The organism is Bacillus cereus group sp. BfR-BA-01379 (genome assembly GCF_022663605.1).
GTDB lineage: Bacteria > Bacillota > Bacilli > Bacillales > Bacillaceae_G > Bacillus_A > Bacillus_A mobilis.
On the sequence record NZ_JAKUFT010000003.1, the window covers coordinates 61,708 to 78,228 of the forward strand.

The following is a 16,521-nucleotide window of genomic DNA, read 5'->3' on the forward strand; positions in this document are numbered from 1 at the left end:
TATGGAAGGTGGAAGAAATGATGAAAACGAAACAGACAGATGAATTGTTAGCAAAAGATGAGCAATATGTTTGGCACGGAATGCGTCCCTTTAGTCCAAATAGTACAATGGTAGGGGCAAAAGCAGAAGGGTGCTGGGTTGAAGATATACAAGGAAAAAGATATTTAGATGGTATGAGTGGTCTTTGGTGTGTGAATAGTGGATATGGAAGAAAAGAGCTCGCAGAGGCGGCTTATAAGCAATTACAAACATTATCATACTTTCCGATGTCACAATCGCATGAACCTGCTATAAAGCTTGCTGAAAAATTAAATGAGTGGCTTGGAGGAGAGTATGTTATTTTCTTCTCTAATAGTGGTTCGGAAGCGAACGAAACAGCTTTTAAAATAGCAAGGCAATACTATGCGCAAAAAGGTGAACCGCATCGTTATAAATTTATGTCACGTTACCGTGGGTATCATGGCAATACAATGGCTACGATGGCAGCGACGGGACAAGCGCAGCGTAGATATCAATATGAGCCATTTGCTTCAGGATTTTTACATGTAACACCGCCAGATTGTTATCGTATGCCTGGAATAGAAGCAGAGGACATTTATGATGTAGAATGTGTAAAAGAAGTAGATCGCGTTATGACATGGGAATTAAGTGAAACGATTGCAGCTTTTATTATGGAACCAATTATTACGGGCGGAGGCATTTTAATGCCACCACAAGACTATATGAAAGCCGTTCATGAGACGTGTCAAAAACACGGTGCACTACTCATTAGCGATGAAGTAATTTGCGGTTTCGGACGTACAGGGAAGGCATTTGGATTTATGAATTATGATGTGAAGCCAGATATTATTACGATGGCAAAAGGGATTACGAGCGCATATTTACCATTATCAGCGACAGCTGTGAAAAAAGAAATATATGAAGCATTTAAAGGGAATGGAGAATATGAATTCTTCCGTCATATTAATACATTTGGTGGAAATCCTGCAGCTTGTGCATTAGCACTTAAAAACTTAGAGATTATGGAAAATGAAAATTTAATTGAGCGTTCTGCACAAATGGGCTCGCTTTTATTAGAGCAATTAAAAGAAGAAATTGGAGAACATCCACTTGTTGGGAATATTAGAGGGAAAGGTCTACTAGTTGGAATCGAACTAGTAAATGATAAAGAGACGAAAGAGCCCATTGATAACGACAAAATTGCAAGTGTTGTAAATGCTTGTAAAGAAAAAGGGTTAATTATAGGGCGAAATGGTATGACAACAGCAGGATATAATAACGTCTTAACATTAGCACCACCACTTGTTATTTCGAGTGAAGAAATCGCTTTTGTTGTTGGAACGTTGAAGACAGCGATGGAACGTATTTAATGAATGAAGCGAGCTTGTAGATTACAGCTCGCTTTTGTTTAGTAGGAGGGGCTTTTTATGGAGAAACATGATCTGAGTCAACATTATCACATCGGATATTATGAAGATGGATATGATTTAGAAGTGACGGCGTACAAAAGAATAAATGAACCAGTTTGGGATGCTTATATTCCGCATTATGAGGTAGACGATTTTTATAAGAAAGTGGAGAAAATGAAACTGGGTGAATATACGGATGATTACGGCATTATGGTGTATTCATTTAGTGATGATATTGACGATGAAGAAGCACGAATTATGTTTGAAAAATGGTTAAAAAAGAACGAGATTGTGTAAAGATAAAAGTAAAAAGAGATTGCTATCTTATAAGATAGCAATCTCTTTTTATATATAAAATTTATTTACTTGCTTTCATTGCTTTATCTTTTGCACCAAAAGTGTATTTTAACATTGGTGGTGTAATCATTGTAGTTAAAATAACAACGATAACGATAGCTGTAAAGTAATCTTGTGCTAGTAGACCTGAAGAAAGTCCTGTTCCAGCGATGATAAGTGCAACTTCACCACGAGAAACCATTCCAGCACCGATAATGGCAGAAGACTTAGCGTCAAATCCAGTCATTCGTGCACCGAATCCACAACCAATTAGTTTCGTTAATACAGCGATTACTGTTAATGCTAGGATGAACCAAATTTGATCACCAATACCGTCAAATGTAATATTCATACCGATACTAACGAAGAATACTGGAACGAACATAGCGTAAGCGATTGGTTCTACTTTCTTTTCTACTTCATGTTTGTAGTTCGTTTGAGAAATAGCGATACCAGCTGCGAAAGCACCGATAATGCCAGCAATTCCTAATAGCTCGCCGAAATATGCGAATGAGAAACAGATGATAAGAGCCGCACTCACGATAGACTCAGATACGCGTAGTGGTGATAACCAGCGCATGATCGCAGGAACACCTTTCCATCCGATTAAAATAATAGAAGCGAAGAATACAACTTTCTTCAAGATAACCATTGTTAAGTTAACATCGTCTGTACCTAAGAAGCTCATTGCAAATGCTAATAAAATAACAACAAGAATGTCATCAAATACAGCAGCGCCAAGCATAGTTGTACTTTCACGTGTTTTCATCTTTCCTAAATCACGAAGTGTTTGTACGGAAATACTAACACTTGTCGCACATAGAAGTAATCCTAAAAATACAGCATTTCCTTGTTCCATTCCCATAACAAGACCAGAAACGTAACCACCTACGAATGGAAGAATGATACCTCCAAGTGCAACTGCTAAAGAAGAATTACGATTTGCGTTTAATTCCTCTAAGTCTGTTTCAAGTCCTGCCATAAACATTAAAAGAATAACACCAACATTACTTAATTGTGTTAGAAGCTCTGAATTTTCAATCCAACCTAATACAGCTGGACCGATAACGATACCGACAATTAATTTACCTAGTACAGAAGGTTGACCTAGTCTAACACTAAGATCACCAGCAAGCTTTGTACTTAATAAAATAAGTGCAATTTGAAAGAAAAATTCGAATTCCATCGGATCCTCTCCTCATCATTTTTATTTTTATCATACGATTTCTCGGGATTTGCCTAATGAAAATATGTAAAACCCATTAAACAAAGGGTCTGATTACAAGTTCTTTTGAACTCGTAATTTGAACCTGTAATTAATATATAATAAAATGTATGAAAAATCAATGAAAAAATAGCAGATTTTCATGATAGGATTCGATTTAGGTATGGAGGGAACCACTATATAATAAGAAGAAACAAGGTGACATTTTTTATGAATTGGAGAAGGACATATGTTATTAAATAAACGCTTTACAATTGGAGAAATGGCAAAAATGCAAAATATAGCGGAATCTACTCTACGCTATTATGATGAAAAGGGGATTTTTCATCCGTCCATTGTGGACCCGAAAACAAATTATCGCTACTATACAATCGATCAATTTTCACTATTAGATACGATTAAATTTTTACGCCAATTAAATATTCCATTAAAGGAAATTAAGAAATATATTGATGAAAGAAATCCAGCATACGCACTCAATTTACTGGAAAAACAACAAGAAATGATGTTGAAAAAACAAAGAGAAATTGAGTATGCTTTGGCGAAAATGGAGCATAGAATTCATTTAATTAAGGAAGCAACAAAAGTAAAAGCTGAACAAATGGTAATTAAAGAGATCCCGCAGCGAAAGATAACAGCCATTGCTGTTGCCCCGAATACGACGGATGATATGTTTGAGTACTATATTCATTCGCTGCAAAAAAATATGAAACAAATGGATGATAGTTTATTTTCTGGAGATATCGGTGTAACGGTGGCAAAAAAAGGATTAATGCAAAATGAGTTTCAAGCGTATAGCAGTGTTTTTATTCTGCTGGATTACATGCCTTTTCAAATGCATAATTCAGATGAAATTAAAGAAGGTATATTTGCCTGTGTATATCACCATGGACCATATGAAGAAACGGATGAAACATATAAGAAGGTAATGAAATATATTGATCAAGAAGGATACGAAGTAAGTGGAGATGCGATTGAGATTGCATTAATTGATTGGTCTGTAACAGAAAATCCAGAGGAGCAAGTAACAGAAATTCAAATTCCTATCATGAAAAAACAAAGCAATAAGTTGTAGGGCTCGTATCATAACAAATTGGCATCAAACACAATAATTAAGTTACCTATTTTTTAATTCTCTATTGACCTTCAAGCAACTTTAAGGTTTAAACTGTGAACAGAGCATTGAAAAAAGGAGCATTTATATGATGGAAACAACAGAAAAGTTAAGAGAAAAACCGATAAAAAGTTTATTTATTTCATATTTAATACCAGCTGTTCTTGGAATGGTATTAATGTCAGTTAATATTGTGATTGATGCGGTTATGATTAGTAGGGGAGTTGGAGCAAACGGATTAGCAGGAGTAAACGTGGCTATTCCGGCCTTTTCAATTTTCTTCTCTATTTCATTATGGATTGGAATGGGCGGAGCAACGTTATATTCCATTGCTCTAGGTGAAAATAAAATAGAAAGAGCAAGGTCTATTTTTACGCAATCTATGACGGTAGCAGTAATGATCGTAGGTGTGTTAGCAGCGATTTGCTTATGGAGAATAGAAGATATAGCATACTTATTCGGTGCAAACGAAGTGATTTTACCGTATGCGTTAGACTATTTACACGTATTATTAACATTTGGAATGATATACGTTTTAGAAAATATTTTAAGTACATTTATACGAAATGATGGAAATCCTAATTTAGCAATGGCAGGTCTAGTTGTAACGGCTGTATTAAATATAGTGTTTGACTATATCTTTATTTTCATCTTTGGATGGGGCGTAACAGGTGCTGCTTCAGCGACTATTCTTTCAGCAGCGATTGGATTCCTTGTATTATTAACGCACTTCTTTAGAAAAAGTAGTATTTTAAAATGGACGAAATTCCATTTTGAATGGGATACAGTTAAACAAATTATGATCATAGGTTTCCCGAGCTTTACAGCAGAAAGTACAGTAGCGATTGTAACGATTGGTTTTAATATTGCATTCGTTCAATATGCAGGAGAAGTAGGAGTCGCTTCTTATGCGATGGTGAATAGTATTCACGCTATGACATTACTATTATTCTTCGGTGTCGGTGCTGCATTGCAACCAATCGCTAGTTTCCATTACGGTGCAAATTTATCAGAAAGATTGCGTGAAGGATTAAAGTTCGCTGTAAAAATTGCGGTAGTACTTGGTGGTATTGCAATAATTGTCGGATTATTCTTCGGGAAATATATTATTGGTCTATTTGATGTCCAATCTCCAGAGTTATTGGAGTTAACATTAACGGGTATTAGCTTGTTCTTTATCCAATATGTATTTTTAGGCTACAACATTGTGTATGGAGAGTACTTCCAATCAGTGCGACAAACGACAAAATCAGTGCTGATTATAATGAGCCGAGGGTTACTATTTATTATTCCATTATTATGGATTATGCCAAAATTATTTGGGATAAATGGAATTTGGCTTGTTATGCCAGTAGCTGAAGTATTGACAGCAATTATCGTATTTACGATGAATCGTATGAAACATCCTGTTCCATTAAATATGGCGGGAGAGAAAGAAGCAATATAATGAAGAGAATCCCCTTGAACAAGTAAGGGGATTCTTTTATGCTTTTAAACTAATCGCAAAAGATCCATCTGTTTCTTGAACAGATGCGAAAGCAACGTTTTTAATATTAGTGATGCCTTTTTCTTTTAATTCTTTATATAACCATTTTTCGTCCTTATGAATTAACTTTAAGTTATCGTATTGAATTTGCGAATCAACGATAAGGGCAATGGGTAATCCGGCATATGTAACATCTATGTTCAAATCTTTTGGAGTTAATGGTACAAGCTCACGCTTTGGTAAAATACTAATGGCTCCGTTTGCTTCTAAAATAGCATATTCAATTTCATGAACACTTGGGTATCCTGCGACGCGAAGGTTAGACAGTAGTTCAGCAATTGGATATCTACTTTTTTGTAAGTTCTCAAAAATAATATCACCATGTTTAATTAAAATGATAGGGTGTCCAAGAATAAAACGATTTAGTTTGTTTAGTAAACTTAATTTTGTAAGAAGTAAATGCAAACATGTAATAACGACCATACCGAGAAAAGCTTGCAAAGCACCAGAGACTGGTATGGCCTGAAAAGCTAAATAAGATAAAAAGATAATAGCACCAAAATCATGAGGAGTTAGTTGTGCTAAAGCAGATTTACCGAGCATCTTAAGTGATAGTAAAAATAAGATAAAAAAGAACGATACGTTACATAAAAAGAGAAGCAATAGAGACACTCCTTCGTGCAAAGTTGTACTTACTGTTCCCGAAAGAAAATATAAATATTACTTTCAGGAGGATAAATTAGGGTGAATTGGAATTTGTCTGTATACAAACAAATAAATGGATATTATCATGAAAGAAGAAAAGAACATAGGGGTATATGGATATGAGAAAGAAGAAAATAATTAAGTATATGATAGGAATTATAATGGTTTGTGCCGTTTATGCGGGATTTTTACAATATAACATTTATAAGCATGGGCAAATGAATGCTACCTACGATGCGGATTATATAATTGTATTAGGCTCGAAAGTAAACGGAACGAAACCGTCGTACTCATTGCAATATCGTATTGATAAAGCAGCTGAGTATTTACAATCACATGAAAAAACAATTGCGATTGTGTCTGGAGGGAAAGGAAAAGGCGAAGATATTTCAGAAGCATTAGCAATGAAAAATGGATTAATGAAACTAAAAATTGCAGAAGACCGCATTATTATGGAAGATAAGTCAACAAGTACAGATGAGAATATTAAATTCTCAAAACCGTTAATTTTGAGCGATATGAAAAAAGGAATGATCGTAACAAACGATTTCCATATGTTTAGAGCGAAAAAAATAGCAGCAAAACAAGGTTTACAATTAGAAGGTCTTCCGGCTGAAACACCGAAGCGAATTGTCATTCCATCGAATATACGAGAGTATTTAGCTATTACGCAATATTGGTTTATGAATCGAATATAGAGAAAAGTAATCCCGCCTGGAAATCTAGGCGGGATTATTTTTGATAAAAATCTTACAAAGATGTCATGTTTATGAAAGGTAAAGCGATAGTTTCTGGAATGGATTCCTGACATAATGAAGATAACAAAAAATATTTAGAGGTGAATCGGATGAAAGGAAATAATATATTATCTTCACTATGTTACTTTAGTATCTTTTTTGCACCATTTTTACTGCCAATTATCGTATACTTCGTTGCGGAGGATGAAGTGAAATACCACGCGAAAAAAGCATTTTGGTCACATATTTTCCCGTATGCGGTTTTATTTGGTGGATTAGCAGTATCCGGCATATATGGCTTAAGCTTCAATCAATCTGATGGTGCTGGAATTGGAATGATGATCACATATGCGGTGTTCATTCTTGTAGGGATTTATTACTTCATTTGGAATATCGTAAAAGGTATTAAAGTTTTGAAAACAGCGTAATAAGATAAGAAATAATTTATTGTTATTTATCGATATATCGATAAAATTTCATTTACCGTATTAATAGACGTTTTAAAAAGAGCAATTCAAAAAGAATTGCTCTTTTTGTGCTTATAAGTTGTGAATATTAAAAAAGATATGTTAATTTTTCATTATGAAGAGAAAAAAGGAGGGTTTTTCATGAATGAGATTATACATAAAATGGAGCAACACGTTTCAGTTCGTAAATATAAAGAAGAATCAATCCCGAAAGATGTAGTAGAAAGAATGGTACAAGCTGCGCAGCATGCCGCTTCCTCACATTTTGTACAGGCGTATTCTGTTATATATGTAACAGATCAAGACCTAAAGGCTAAACTAGCAGAGTTATCCGGAAATCGTCACGTGAAAGACTGCGCAGCATTCTTTGTTTGTTGTGCAGATTTAAAACGACTTGAAATAGCGTGTGAACAGCACAGTACAGAGATAAAACATGAAGGAGTAGAAGACTTTATCGTTGCAACGGTAGATGCTTCACTTTTCGCACAAAACTTAGCGTTAGCAGCAGAATCGTTAGGATACGGCATTTGTTATATTGGTGGTATTCGTAATAATCCGAGAGAAGTAAGTGAATTGCTTCATCTACCCGATAAAGTATATCCTGTATTCGGAATGACAGTTGGTGTACCAGATGAAAATCATGGAGTGAAACCGCGTTTACCAGTAGCAGCAATCCTTCATGAAAATGGATATGATGAAAAGAAATATGATGAATTATTAAACGAATACGATGAAACGATGAGTTCGTATTACAAAGAAAGATCATCAAATAAGAAGAACGTAACATGGACGGAATCAATGAGTTCGTTTATGGCTAAAGAAAAAAGAATGCATATGAAAGAATTTTTAAGTGAAAAAGGATTTAATAAGAAATGAGTAAAAAGGCAGACCTGTATGCAGGTCTGCCTTTTTTGGAGGAGAAATATGATTGTCTTCGAATAAGTATAGGGGGAGGAGATAATATGAAAAAAGCATTAATCTTTTTATTTGATGGATTTGCAGAATTTGAAGTGAATATAGCGAGTTTATTTTTAATAAGTAAGGAATTCGAAATAATAACAGCAACAATAGACGGCAAAACAGTTACAGGAGAAGGTGGTTTTTTGTGTCAACCACATGTTTCTATCGAACTTATTGAAGTAGCGGACTATGAAGTGCTTATCGTACCAGGAGGGCATATTTTTGACCATTTAGAAAATGAAAAGTTGTTATCTATCGTGAACGAATTACATAAGCAAAATAAATGGATAGCGGGTATTTGTGCAGGGACATCTTTACTACATGCAGCAGGAGTACTTAATAAGAAGGAATTCTCAACATCATTAACACCAGATGAAAAACAATTAGCGCATTTACATAAATGGGAATATAAACAAAATAAAGATATAACCGTTGATGGAAAAATAATAACAGCGGTAGGATCTGCGTACGTTGAATTTGCTGCTGAAATAATGAAGCAGCTCAATTTATTTAATGAAGCTGAAGCGAAGGAGAACTTGCAATATTTTAAAAATGTAACAGAGGTTTGTGATGAAACGTTAGTATAAGTGAATAATTTAATTGTTAATACCTAAGTTCAGAATGTAGATACTCCTTTCTGAACTTAGGTATTTTATTTGTTATCATTATACATAGAAATAAAAATTAAGAAATTTTTACAAAAGTGATAGAAAATGAGAATGAAATACCAATAGTAAGTAAAGGCAGCTGCTAAAGGGGAATTGAGGAAGGAAGATGTTTATGATTTTCGATTCTGAAGAGGATTTAATTATAGCTATGAAAAAACGTGATCAAGATGCTTTGAAAGAAGTAATTGATCAATATGGAAAGTTAATTTTATACATTATTCATAAATCATTAAGTACCCCTATGGAGAAACAATATGTGGATGATTGTTATAACGATGTATTTACTGTCATTTGGTTTCATATCGAACAATTTGATACAGAAAAGGGAAACTTAAAATCTTGGATGATTGGTATTACTAAATTAAAGGCATTGGAATATAAAAAGAAAATATATAAAGAGAATAAAATCGATAAAGACGTAGAAATAGATACAGGTATTCATGATAGGTATGAAATAGAACAAGAAGAAGAGATTATGGAAATAGTTCAAGATTTAAATAAGAAAGATCGATATATCTTTTTGAAGAGGTATATTGATGGATATTCCATTGACGATATTGCGAAAGAATTAAAAGTGACGGCAGATTATATATACAATAGAATTTCTCGTGGGAAGAAAAAACTCCAAAAACTGTGGAAAGGGAGTGTGTAATATGGATAAAAGATTATTATCTATGTTAAATGAGCTCCAATATTCAGAGGAAGAAATTGCACGTTTAGAGCAAGAAGCGAATGAGTCTATAAATGTAGATAAGTATTATGTGAAAAACGGGGAATTATTGAAGAAATTAACGGTGCAAATGTTGGAAGAATCAGTTCGGAAAGAGTTACAAGAAGGAGAAGAAATCGAGTGTGAAATATTAGTGGAAGAAGGAGGATTTGTTAATTCTAAAGTTATACCGAATATATTCACGGCAGGTGCTACTTTTTATTATTACATTGTTTTAACTAATACAAGGTTACAAATTGTAGCGTTAGATTGTTATTTTAAAAAGTTGAATGAATACAATGTACTAATAAACTCAATTCAAGCAGTTTCGCAACATAAAAAAATGAAAAATGTATATGGAATTAAAATAAATAACAATTATATACAATTAGGAAGTGAAGAGTATAATCAAAAATTAACAATTTTAATTGAAAAACTAAAACAATATGGAGTGAAAGAAGAGAGATATAAGGAATTTGAAAAACGTTGGATGATTTTTTTCAATGTCTTTGTAATAGTAATAGGTGGGATTTTAGTTTTAAAATATTTAATGTGAATATAAAAAGCGGCATAATAGCCGCTTTTTATCGTTTAGTTAGTATTTTATTTATGATTTTGTAGCTCTAAAATATGTTTTTTTTCGATGTAGACTACTCCACCACACGTAATAATATAAAGCATCTTTTATATTGAAAAACTTACTTATAACAAATGTAAACTCTCAATAAGAAGATACATACCTGTACAACTTAAAAGGATATACGTAAATATTTTGAAAATCCGTTGATTAAGCCATTTGAAAATAATTTGACCTATATACAAACCTAGAAATACGATTGGAATAGCATAAAAACTGGATTCCCAAATTGTTTTATTTGTACCAGTAAAGAGTATTTGAGTTAGTAGACTAATGAAATATATAAATAGATAAAAAGCTAAAGTGGTTGCTCTCAATTTCTCTTTTTTCGTATCCGTTCCTGTAAAGTAAAGCAACAGAGGTGGTCCTGGCATACCGATACTTGTCGTTAAAAGACCAGATAATCCGCCAACTATGAAATCTCTAGATTTTGTTGATTGAATCTTAAAGTTGCATATTAGCATCAACGTTAATAGTAAGAGCAGGATGCTAATTGCTAATTTAAATGTGTTGATGTTAATGGAAGTGAAAATGATAATACCAAACGGAACACCAACTATGCTTCCGAAAATTAATCTTTTCAGTAGAATAAAATCAATGTCTGTTCTTATTTTCCAAATGAGTGATATGGAAATAATTAATGATAAAATAATATTTATTTGAATAGCTTCTTGTGGTAGAAATAGCATGAGTAAGAAAGGTGTTGCCATAATAGAAAAGCCAAAACCTGTACTTGTTTGTAAAATAGAAGCTACTAATATAATACATATGAAAATGAATATAATCTCCAAAATAGCCCTCCTACATAATCAAATCCAATACATATTTTAACATAAAGTGAAACTTAAATCAGTGAGGGCTTACTGTCCTTTAAAATGGGAAAAAAGCGGCTAAATAGCCGCTTTTTATGATGCATTTAATATTCCAATGATGACCCTGTAGCCTTAAAATATTTTTCTCGGGAAGGTGTCATTACCCGGATTGCTAATAAACAGGAAAGGAGAAGAATGAGTAATGAACTAATGATTACAGTAATTTGAACGGAAAGAAATTGTGCGGATGCCCCAATTGCTAAAATGAAAAAGATTTGGATGAAATTTTTTATAGAATCAAATACGCTATCAATACGTCCTATCATATGAACTGGGATGTTATTTTGATAAAATGTGATAAAGCCAGTACCAGCAAATGATGAAGAAATGCCAAGTAAAATGAAACCGCCTGCCGCGACTATAAATGAATTTGAAAAGGCGAAAATTACATAACCTATTGCTGTAAAAAACATACCGAATCCGATACAATGTTGAATCGGTAATCGTTTAGCAAAGAGAGAAACAAGAAATGAACCGAAAATATATGCAGCACCAGTTATACTAACAAGCATGCTATATTCCATGTCGGATAAAAACAGTACTTGTTTTGTGAATACAACTTCTTGTGAATCGAGCGCCATAGAAACAAGCATAGTAGCTTGAAATAAAACGAAAATGAGAATGATGTAAGTTTCCGTTCGAGCGAATGAAAAAACTTGTTTCAAATCACTTCGTAATGTTTGTACGAAAGTATTTGCAACTTCTTCGTTTTGCTTTGTTTGTAATGTAATGTTTGGCAAGAAATAAATGAGAATAGTAGAAAGTAGAAAGGAAAGTGAGTTGCAGTAAATAACAAAGGATGCTGAGTGCGTGGTGAGAAGTATTCCAGCAAGGGCTGGACCGATAATAAAAGCCCCGCTTGTACAAAAGTTATTCCAAGCATTGAATTGAGCGCGTTCTTCAGCTCGTATGAGCATTGTTCTATAAGAAAATGATGCTGGATCGAAAAATGATGTAGCGATGCGAGTTAAAAAGATAAAAATATAAATGGCCCAAATAGAATCAAATAGTGGAATACAGCCAATGAGAGCTGCACGAATTATATCTGTGATGAGCATAATAGACCGTTTGTTTAATCGATCTACTATGCTACCAGACCATATTTTTGTAACAACGGTCGCAATTGGACCTACAATCCATAATCCTGCTACAGCAGCAGGGGAGTTTGTGCTATTTAACACCATTACGTTTAGGGCGATGAGATACATAAAATCACCTAAACGAGAAATTCCTGTTCCCGACAATAATAATAATTTATTTTTCATGAGCAGCTGGACCTTTCTTTCATTGTTTTTTAATCTTGCAGGAAATAGCGTATTCCTCTTCGGAGTTTGATTGACGAGCGGTTTTGTTTTCCCAGCGTAATAAAACTTGTGAAACTTCCCACGTAAGCTGTTGTAATTCCTCTGGAGTTAAAAATAAATGAGATACAATATGACTACCTGTATTCGTTCCCTCTGTGCCGCTTTCTTCAATATAGAAATGAGCAGATTTTGCCTTGTAATATTTTTCAATAATTCCTCGTTTCTCTTTCGTGTCTACTAATTCAAGTAACCCTCCATCATATAAAATTTGAACGTGATAATGTACGCTACCAGCAGATTTATTTAGTTTAGTAGCTACTTGCTTTGCAGTGAGTGCTTCGTCTTTTAAAAGGTGAAGAATTTGAATGCGAGTTGCGTTAGAAATGAGCTTCTGCTGCTCAGCTGAAATAGTAAGTCTATCGTCAAACATTATGACATCTCCTTTCTTATAATCTAAATTTATTGTATATTCTAAAAAATTAGAACGTAAGGAAAATAAATCGCCTTTTTCCTTTGAATTTCGACAAAAATAAAAATAGCATGTATTAAACATGCTATTAAGTGATAGTGGATTCTTCACTCAGTTTCCCGCGGTAATACAAGAACAGCCATATAAAACTAACAAAAATACAGCATATAGCTAACAAGGTACCGATAACTTGCGGAGAAAGAATTTCTAAAAGCGCTCCTGTAAAAAACATAGATAACTGAATAAGAGATCCGTAAATGGAATAATGGAGTGAAAAAACTTTACCCACCATATTGTCCTTCGTGTAAGTTTGAAGTAATGTCGTATCAAGTGGAACGATGATTCCTCCTGCTATGCGCATACAGAGCAATGTAATAATACCGACAATAAGCTGATCGGATAAAATGAATCCAAGAAAGAAAATTCCTTGTAGGAAGTAGGCCCAGCCAAATGCTTTTTTCATTCTTTCTTTATTATGAGACGTATAAAGATTAACGAGGAGACTTCCCATCATAAGCCCAGCCCCTTGAACCGTATATAAAATTCCGATATTCGTGTGAAAAATTTTTTCGGCATAGATCGTTAGAAGTAGCTGATAAGCACCTCCAATCATGCCCCATGAAATGCCGACAAGAATTAAGGTTAAAATGATTTTTGTTTGTAATATGTACGTATAACCATCTTTTATATCAGTAAAAAATGCTTTTTTCTTATTACAAGTATCATTAGAAGGGGCGCTCATATTATAAATAAAATAGGCTGAAATAAAGTATGACAGGCTATTAACTAAAAAAGCGAACTCAATATGTAAAGATTGTGCAAGGATTCCGCCTAAAGAAGCCCCCATAATAGACATAAAACTATTCATTATACTAGAAAGAGAGTTAGCAGTTACGAAATGATCTTGGTGTACGGTATTTTTTAAGGTTGCTTGTTTAGCCGGCTCAAATAAACAAGAAAGTACAGCTAAACATATATTAGAAATGAAAATAATCTCAATTTTATATAGTGCAAATAAGTAAGTGAGGACGATCATACCTCGTAAAATATCGGTAAAAATCAGAATCTTCTTTTTAGAAAAACGATCTACAACGCCGCCTATGAATGGACTAAGCAGAAGTTGAGGTAATCCTTTACTTATAAAGGTGAGTGCAATCATAAACGGAGATTCCGTTATGCTATAGACGAATGTTACTAAAGCTACAGTATGAAACCAATCTCCAAGTACACTTAACGTTTGACCGTAAAATAGTTTTTTGAAGTTATTATTTGTTTTTAGAAGTGTAGAATAAGAAACTGACATAACAAGATTAATCTTTATGTAATGATGATGCTTGAACTTGTTTTTTCCACTCACTTAAATACACTTTTTCCGCTGTAGGAAGTCCAACAGGTAATTGAGCAATCAATTCTAAACTATTTCCATCAGGATCGTTAAAGTATACGGCGGCATGCGCTAATTCTGGAAAAACAATCGGTTCAATTGGTTCCATTCCGAAATCTTTTCGTGCTGAAATGCCTTTTTGAGTTAGCCAATGAATCGCATTTTCTAAATCATGTAAGCTTACTTGAAAGGCGATGTGTCGTAAAGAGGGATGATAATTAACTTTGTATTCTGTGCCTTCCCAAAGGCCGAGCCAACTTTCATTTTCTTTAATCCAAAAGAAAGCAATATCATCTCCTCTTTTATATAATTTCAGTCCAAGTGATTCATAAAAAGGTATAGATATCTCTAAGTTGCGGACAGGTAAATGTGCTTCGTAAAGACCTTTAATCATTGTAATCCTCCTTAGTAAAGTATTTCTTAATTTCATCGTAAACGTTTTGTAATTAGTTGAAATCGCAAAAAAGAGGGATATCACTTCATACGAAAGTATGAAAAAACAGCTCAAATATGAGCTGTTTTCGTATAGTTTTTCGTTCATTTGTTAAGGATAGGATATATTAGTATCCGTATCCGCCGCCACCCCAGCAGCTACATCCGATGATGATTAGAAGGATGAATAGTACGATAAGCAAAGCAAATCCACCGCCGAAACCAGCGCAACTTCCACCATAGCTCATATGTTTTCCTCCTTTTGAGTAAGTTAATCTATATAATTCATGGACTACTATATACAGTATGTTTTTTGTATGGAAAAGGAGCCAGTCTCTTTTGTAATTAGACAAACGCCTGTATGGTCATTTTGATTGTATATTGAGCTAGGGATATGTGAAGAAATCGTTATATATTTTGCTATTTCTTCATAAAAAAATATAAAAATTGTAAAAAAAACCATTTTTATATTTTTTTATGAGAGGATTTGTACTATAATTTTACAAGTAATATTATGGGAAAAGGGAGTTTTAGTAAAGAGATGGAGATGGGAAAATTACACAATAAAATAGAAAACAAAAAGAAAGAGCTAATTCAACTTGTTGCTAGACATGGATTGGAACATGATAAAGTTTTGTTATTTAGCCGGGATTTAGATATACTTATTAATAAGTTTATGAATGTAAAAGATAAAGCACATAAATAATTTGTAGTTTTTTATATTAAGATATTTTGCGAAAAAGGAGAGAAAAGTATTTGGAACATTTACAAGAAGAGCTATATAAACAAATAAAAGAAGAAAAAGGTATTGTTACAATTTTTTTAAAGAGTGGCGTTAGAATAGTAGGAGAAGTTGTTGCAATAGACAAATTTACCGTTTTAATGTTAGTTGATGGGAAACAACAACTGATTTACAAGCAGGCTGTATCAACGATAATGAAATAAGACACTCAAATTGAGTGTCTTTTCATTATCGTTTGCAAGCTTCCACGTCAATGCCGGCAGCTAGTAATTTCTTTTCACCATCTTGTTCAATCATTTTTTGTAATTTAGACAGGAAAGAATCAAAGTTTGTATGCTTTGCTACTTGGAATGTCATTTTATGCTCAATTGGTAGCCACGTATCAATATCAGCTTCATTATGCTGGATTTTCACCTCAAGCTTATCAAGGGCGTTAGCTACTTTTGCTTCGTACGTTTCTTTTGCTTCGAACTCCATCCATAAATCATATAATTCCTCACCGAGAGAACCTTTTAATGTTCGTTTAATATTTAAAATGGCTTCTTGCTCATTTTTTTGTTTTTGTAATTGTAATTCATGACTATTCATTGTATCAAAAGCAGGAATATCACCAGCTTCAGCTTCGACTAAGTCGTGAATAATAACCATTTTAAGTAATTTTTCAATGTTTACTTTTTGATCTAAATAAGGCTCAACTAAAATGGCCATTAGAGACATGCGCCACGTATGTTCAGCAACACTTTCTTGACGTCCATTAGAAAGCCAGCTATGTCGCATTTCATATTTTAGTTTTTCTGCTAGTGCAATGACTTGTAAAATGTTATGTTCCATTGTAATCCTCCTCATATTTCCATACTATAATTCT

Annotated in this window: 21 protein-coding genes; 12 read left to right on the forward strand and 9 right to left on the reverse strand. The window is 33.6% G+C overall.

Annotation, left to right across the window (positions count from 1 at the left end):
• Window positions 1–20: 20 nt before the first annotated feature.
• On the forward strand, window positions 21–1,370 hold the full coding sequence (locus tag MR113_RS01950; RefSeq protein ID WP_242250786.1) for an aspartate aminotransferase family protein: 1,350 nt from the start codon (window positions 21–23) through the stop codon (window positions 1,368–1,370).
• A gap of 57 nt (window positions 1,371–1,427) precedes the next feature.
• Complete coding sequence (locus tag MR113_RS01955) at window positions 1,428–1,706, forward strand: DUF3986 family protein (RefSeq protein WP_061680519.1); 279 nt, start codon at window positions 1,428–1,430, stop codon at window positions 1,704–1,706.
• A gap of 61 nt (window positions 1,707–1,767) precedes the next feature.
• On the opposite strand, the gene MR113_RS01960 is transcribed toward MR113_RS01955, so the two are convergent.
• Window positions 1,768–2,931 carry a cation:proton antiporter gene (locus MR113_RS01960; protein WP_098991726.1) on the reverse strand — a complete coding sequence of 388 codons (1,164 nt, stop codon included), beginning with the start codon at window positions 2,929–2,931 and terminating at the stop codon, window positions 1,768–1,770.
• A 268-nt stretch (window positions 2,932–3,199) separates the two neighbouring features.
• Here MR113_RS01960 and MR113_RS01965 point away from each other — a divergent pair, with 268 nt between their 5' ends.
• Window positions 3,200–4,045 carry a MerR family transcriptional regulator gene (locus tag MR113_RS01965; protein WP_242250787.1) on the forward strand — a complete coding sequence of 282 codons (846 nt, stop codon included), beginning with the start codon at window positions 3,200–3,202 and terminating at the stop codon, window positions 4,043–4,045.
• 130 nt (window positions 4,046–4,175) lie between these two features.
• On the forward strand, window positions 4,176–5,531 hold the full coding sequence (locus MR113_RS01970) for an MATE family efflux transporter (protein ID WP_242250788.1): 1,356 nt from the start codon (window positions 4,176–4,178) through the stop codon (window positions 5,529–5,531).
• A gap of 36 nt (window positions 5,532–5,567) precedes the next feature.
• Here the strand turns inward: MR113_RS01970 and MR113_RS01975 are convergent, their stop codons facing one another.
• Window positions 5,568–6,233 carry a DUF421 domain-containing protein gene (locus tag MR113_RS01975; RefSeq protein WP_097864589.1) on the reverse strand — a complete coding sequence of 222 codons (666 nt, stop codon included), beginning with the start codon at window positions 6,231–6,233 and terminating at the stop codon, window positions 5,568–5,570.
• 161 nt (window positions 6,234–6,394) lie between these two features.
• Here MR113_RS01975 and MR113_RS01980 point away from each other — a divergent pair, with 161 nt between their 5' ends.
• From MR113_RS01980 to MR113_RS02005, 6 genes are all read left to right on the forward strand, one after another.
• Window positions 6,395–6,973: a YdcF family protein gene (locus MR113_RS01980; protein WP_242250789.1), complete on the forward strand. Its 579-nt coding sequence runs from the start codon at window positions 6,395–6,397 to the stop codon at window positions 6,971–6,973.
• Between the two features lie 149 nt (window positions 6,974–7,122).
• Window positions 7,123–7,440, forward strand: coding sequence for a magnetosome magnetite crystal formation protein family (locus MR113_RS01985; RefSeq protein ID WP_000678049.1), 318 nt, complete (start codon window positions 7,123–7,125; stop codon window positions 7,438–7,440).
• 180 nt (window positions 7,441–7,620) lie between these two features.
• Window positions 7,621–8,355, forward strand: coding sequence for an oxygen-insensitive NADPH nitroreductase (nfsA, locus tag MR113_RS01990; RefSeq protein ID WP_242250790.1), 735 nt, complete (start codon window positions 7,621–7,623; stop codon window positions 8,353–8,355).
• 86 nt (window positions 8,356–8,441) lie between these two features.
• Window positions 8,442–9,026, forward strand: a complete 585-nt coding sequence (locus MR113_RS01995; protein WP_242250791.1) for a DJ-1/PfpI family protein — start codon at window positions 8,442–8,444, stop codon at window positions 9,024–9,026.
• 187 nt (window positions 9,027–9,213) lie between these two features.
• A complete protein-coding gene (locus MR113_RS02000; RefSeq protein ID WP_242250792.1) occupies window positions 9,214–9,759 on the forward strand; it encodes a sigma-70 family RNA polymerase sigma factor in 546 nt (181 codons plus the stop codon).
• Window position 9,760: 1 nt separating this feature from the next.
• Window positions 9,761–10,372, forward strand: a complete 612-nt coding sequence (locus MR113_RS02005; protein WP_000361345.1) for a hypothetical protein — start codon at window positions 9,761–9,763, stop codon at window positions 10,370–10,372.
• 146 nt (window positions 10,373–10,518) lie between these two features.
• Here the strand turns inward: MR113_RS02005 and MR113_RS02010 are convergent, their stop codons facing one another.
• From MR113_RS02010 to MR113_RS02035, 6 genes are all read right to left on the reverse strand, one after another.
• Window positions 10,519–11,244: a sulfite exporter TauE/SafE family protein gene (locus MR113_RS02010; protein ID WP_242250793.1), complete on the reverse strand. Its 726-nt coding sequence runs from the start codon at window positions 11,242–11,244 to the stop codon at window positions 10,519–10,521.
• Window positions 11,245–11,369: 125 nt separating this feature from the next.
• Window positions 11,370–12,590, reverse strand: a complete 1,221-nt coding sequence (locus MR113_RS02015) for an MFS transporter (protein WP_242250794.1) — start codon at window positions 12,588–12,590, stop codon at window positions 11,370–11,372.
• 19 nt (window positions 12,591–12,609) lie between these two features.
• Complete coding sequence (locus MR113_RS02020) at window positions 12,610–13,059, reverse strand: ArsR/SmtB family transcription factor (protein ID WP_242250795.1); 450 nt, start codon at window positions 13,057–13,059, stop codon at window positions 12,610–12,612.
• 127 nt (window positions 13,060–13,186) lie between these two features.
• Window positions 13,187–14,401, reverse strand: a complete 1,215-nt coding sequence (locus MR113_RS02025; protein ID WP_242250845.1) for an MFS transporter — start codon at window positions 14,399–14,401, stop codon at window positions 13,187–13,189.
• Window positions 14,402–14,408: 7 nt separating this feature from the next.
• Window positions 14,409–14,876: a VOC family protein gene (locus MR113_RS02030; protein WP_242250796.1), complete on the reverse strand. Its 468-nt coding sequence runs from the start codon at window positions 14,874–14,876 to the stop codon at window positions 14,409–14,411.
• A gap of 166 nt (window positions 14,877–15,042) precedes the next feature.
• On the reverse strand, window positions 15,043–15,162 hold the full coding sequence (locus tag MR113_RS02035) for a YjcZ family sporulation protein (protein ID WP_000120179.1): 120 nt from the start codon (window positions 15,160–15,162) through the stop codon (window positions 15,043–15,045).
• A gap of 239 nt (window positions 15,163–15,401) precedes the next feature.
• Here MR113_RS02035 and MR113_RS02040 point away from each other — a divergent pair, with 239 nt between their 5' ends.
• Together MR113_RS02040 and hfq are read left to right on the forward strand one after the other, a co-directional pair.
• A complete protein-coding gene (locus tag MR113_RS02040) occupies window positions 15,402–15,620 on the forward strand; it encodes an aspartyl-phosphate phosphatase Spo0E family protein (protein ID WP_242250797.1) in 219 nt (72 codons plus the stop codon).
• 50 nt (window positions 15,621–15,670) lie between these two features.
• On the forward strand, window positions 15,671–15,859 hold the full coding sequence (hfq, locus tag MR113_RS02045) for an RNA chaperone Hfq (RefSeq protein WP_000400661.1): 189 nt from the start codon (window positions 15,671–15,673) through the stop codon (window positions 15,857–15,859).
• A gap of 25 nt (window positions 15,860–15,884) precedes the next feature.
• On the opposite strand, the gene MR113_RS02050 is transcribed toward hfq, so the two are convergent.
• Entirely contained in the window at window positions 15,885–16,487 is a 603-nt protein-coding gene (locus MR113_RS02050; RefSeq protein ID WP_000400774.1) for an HD domain-containing protein, read from the reverse strand.
• Window positions 16,488–16,521 lie beyond the last annotated feature (34 nt).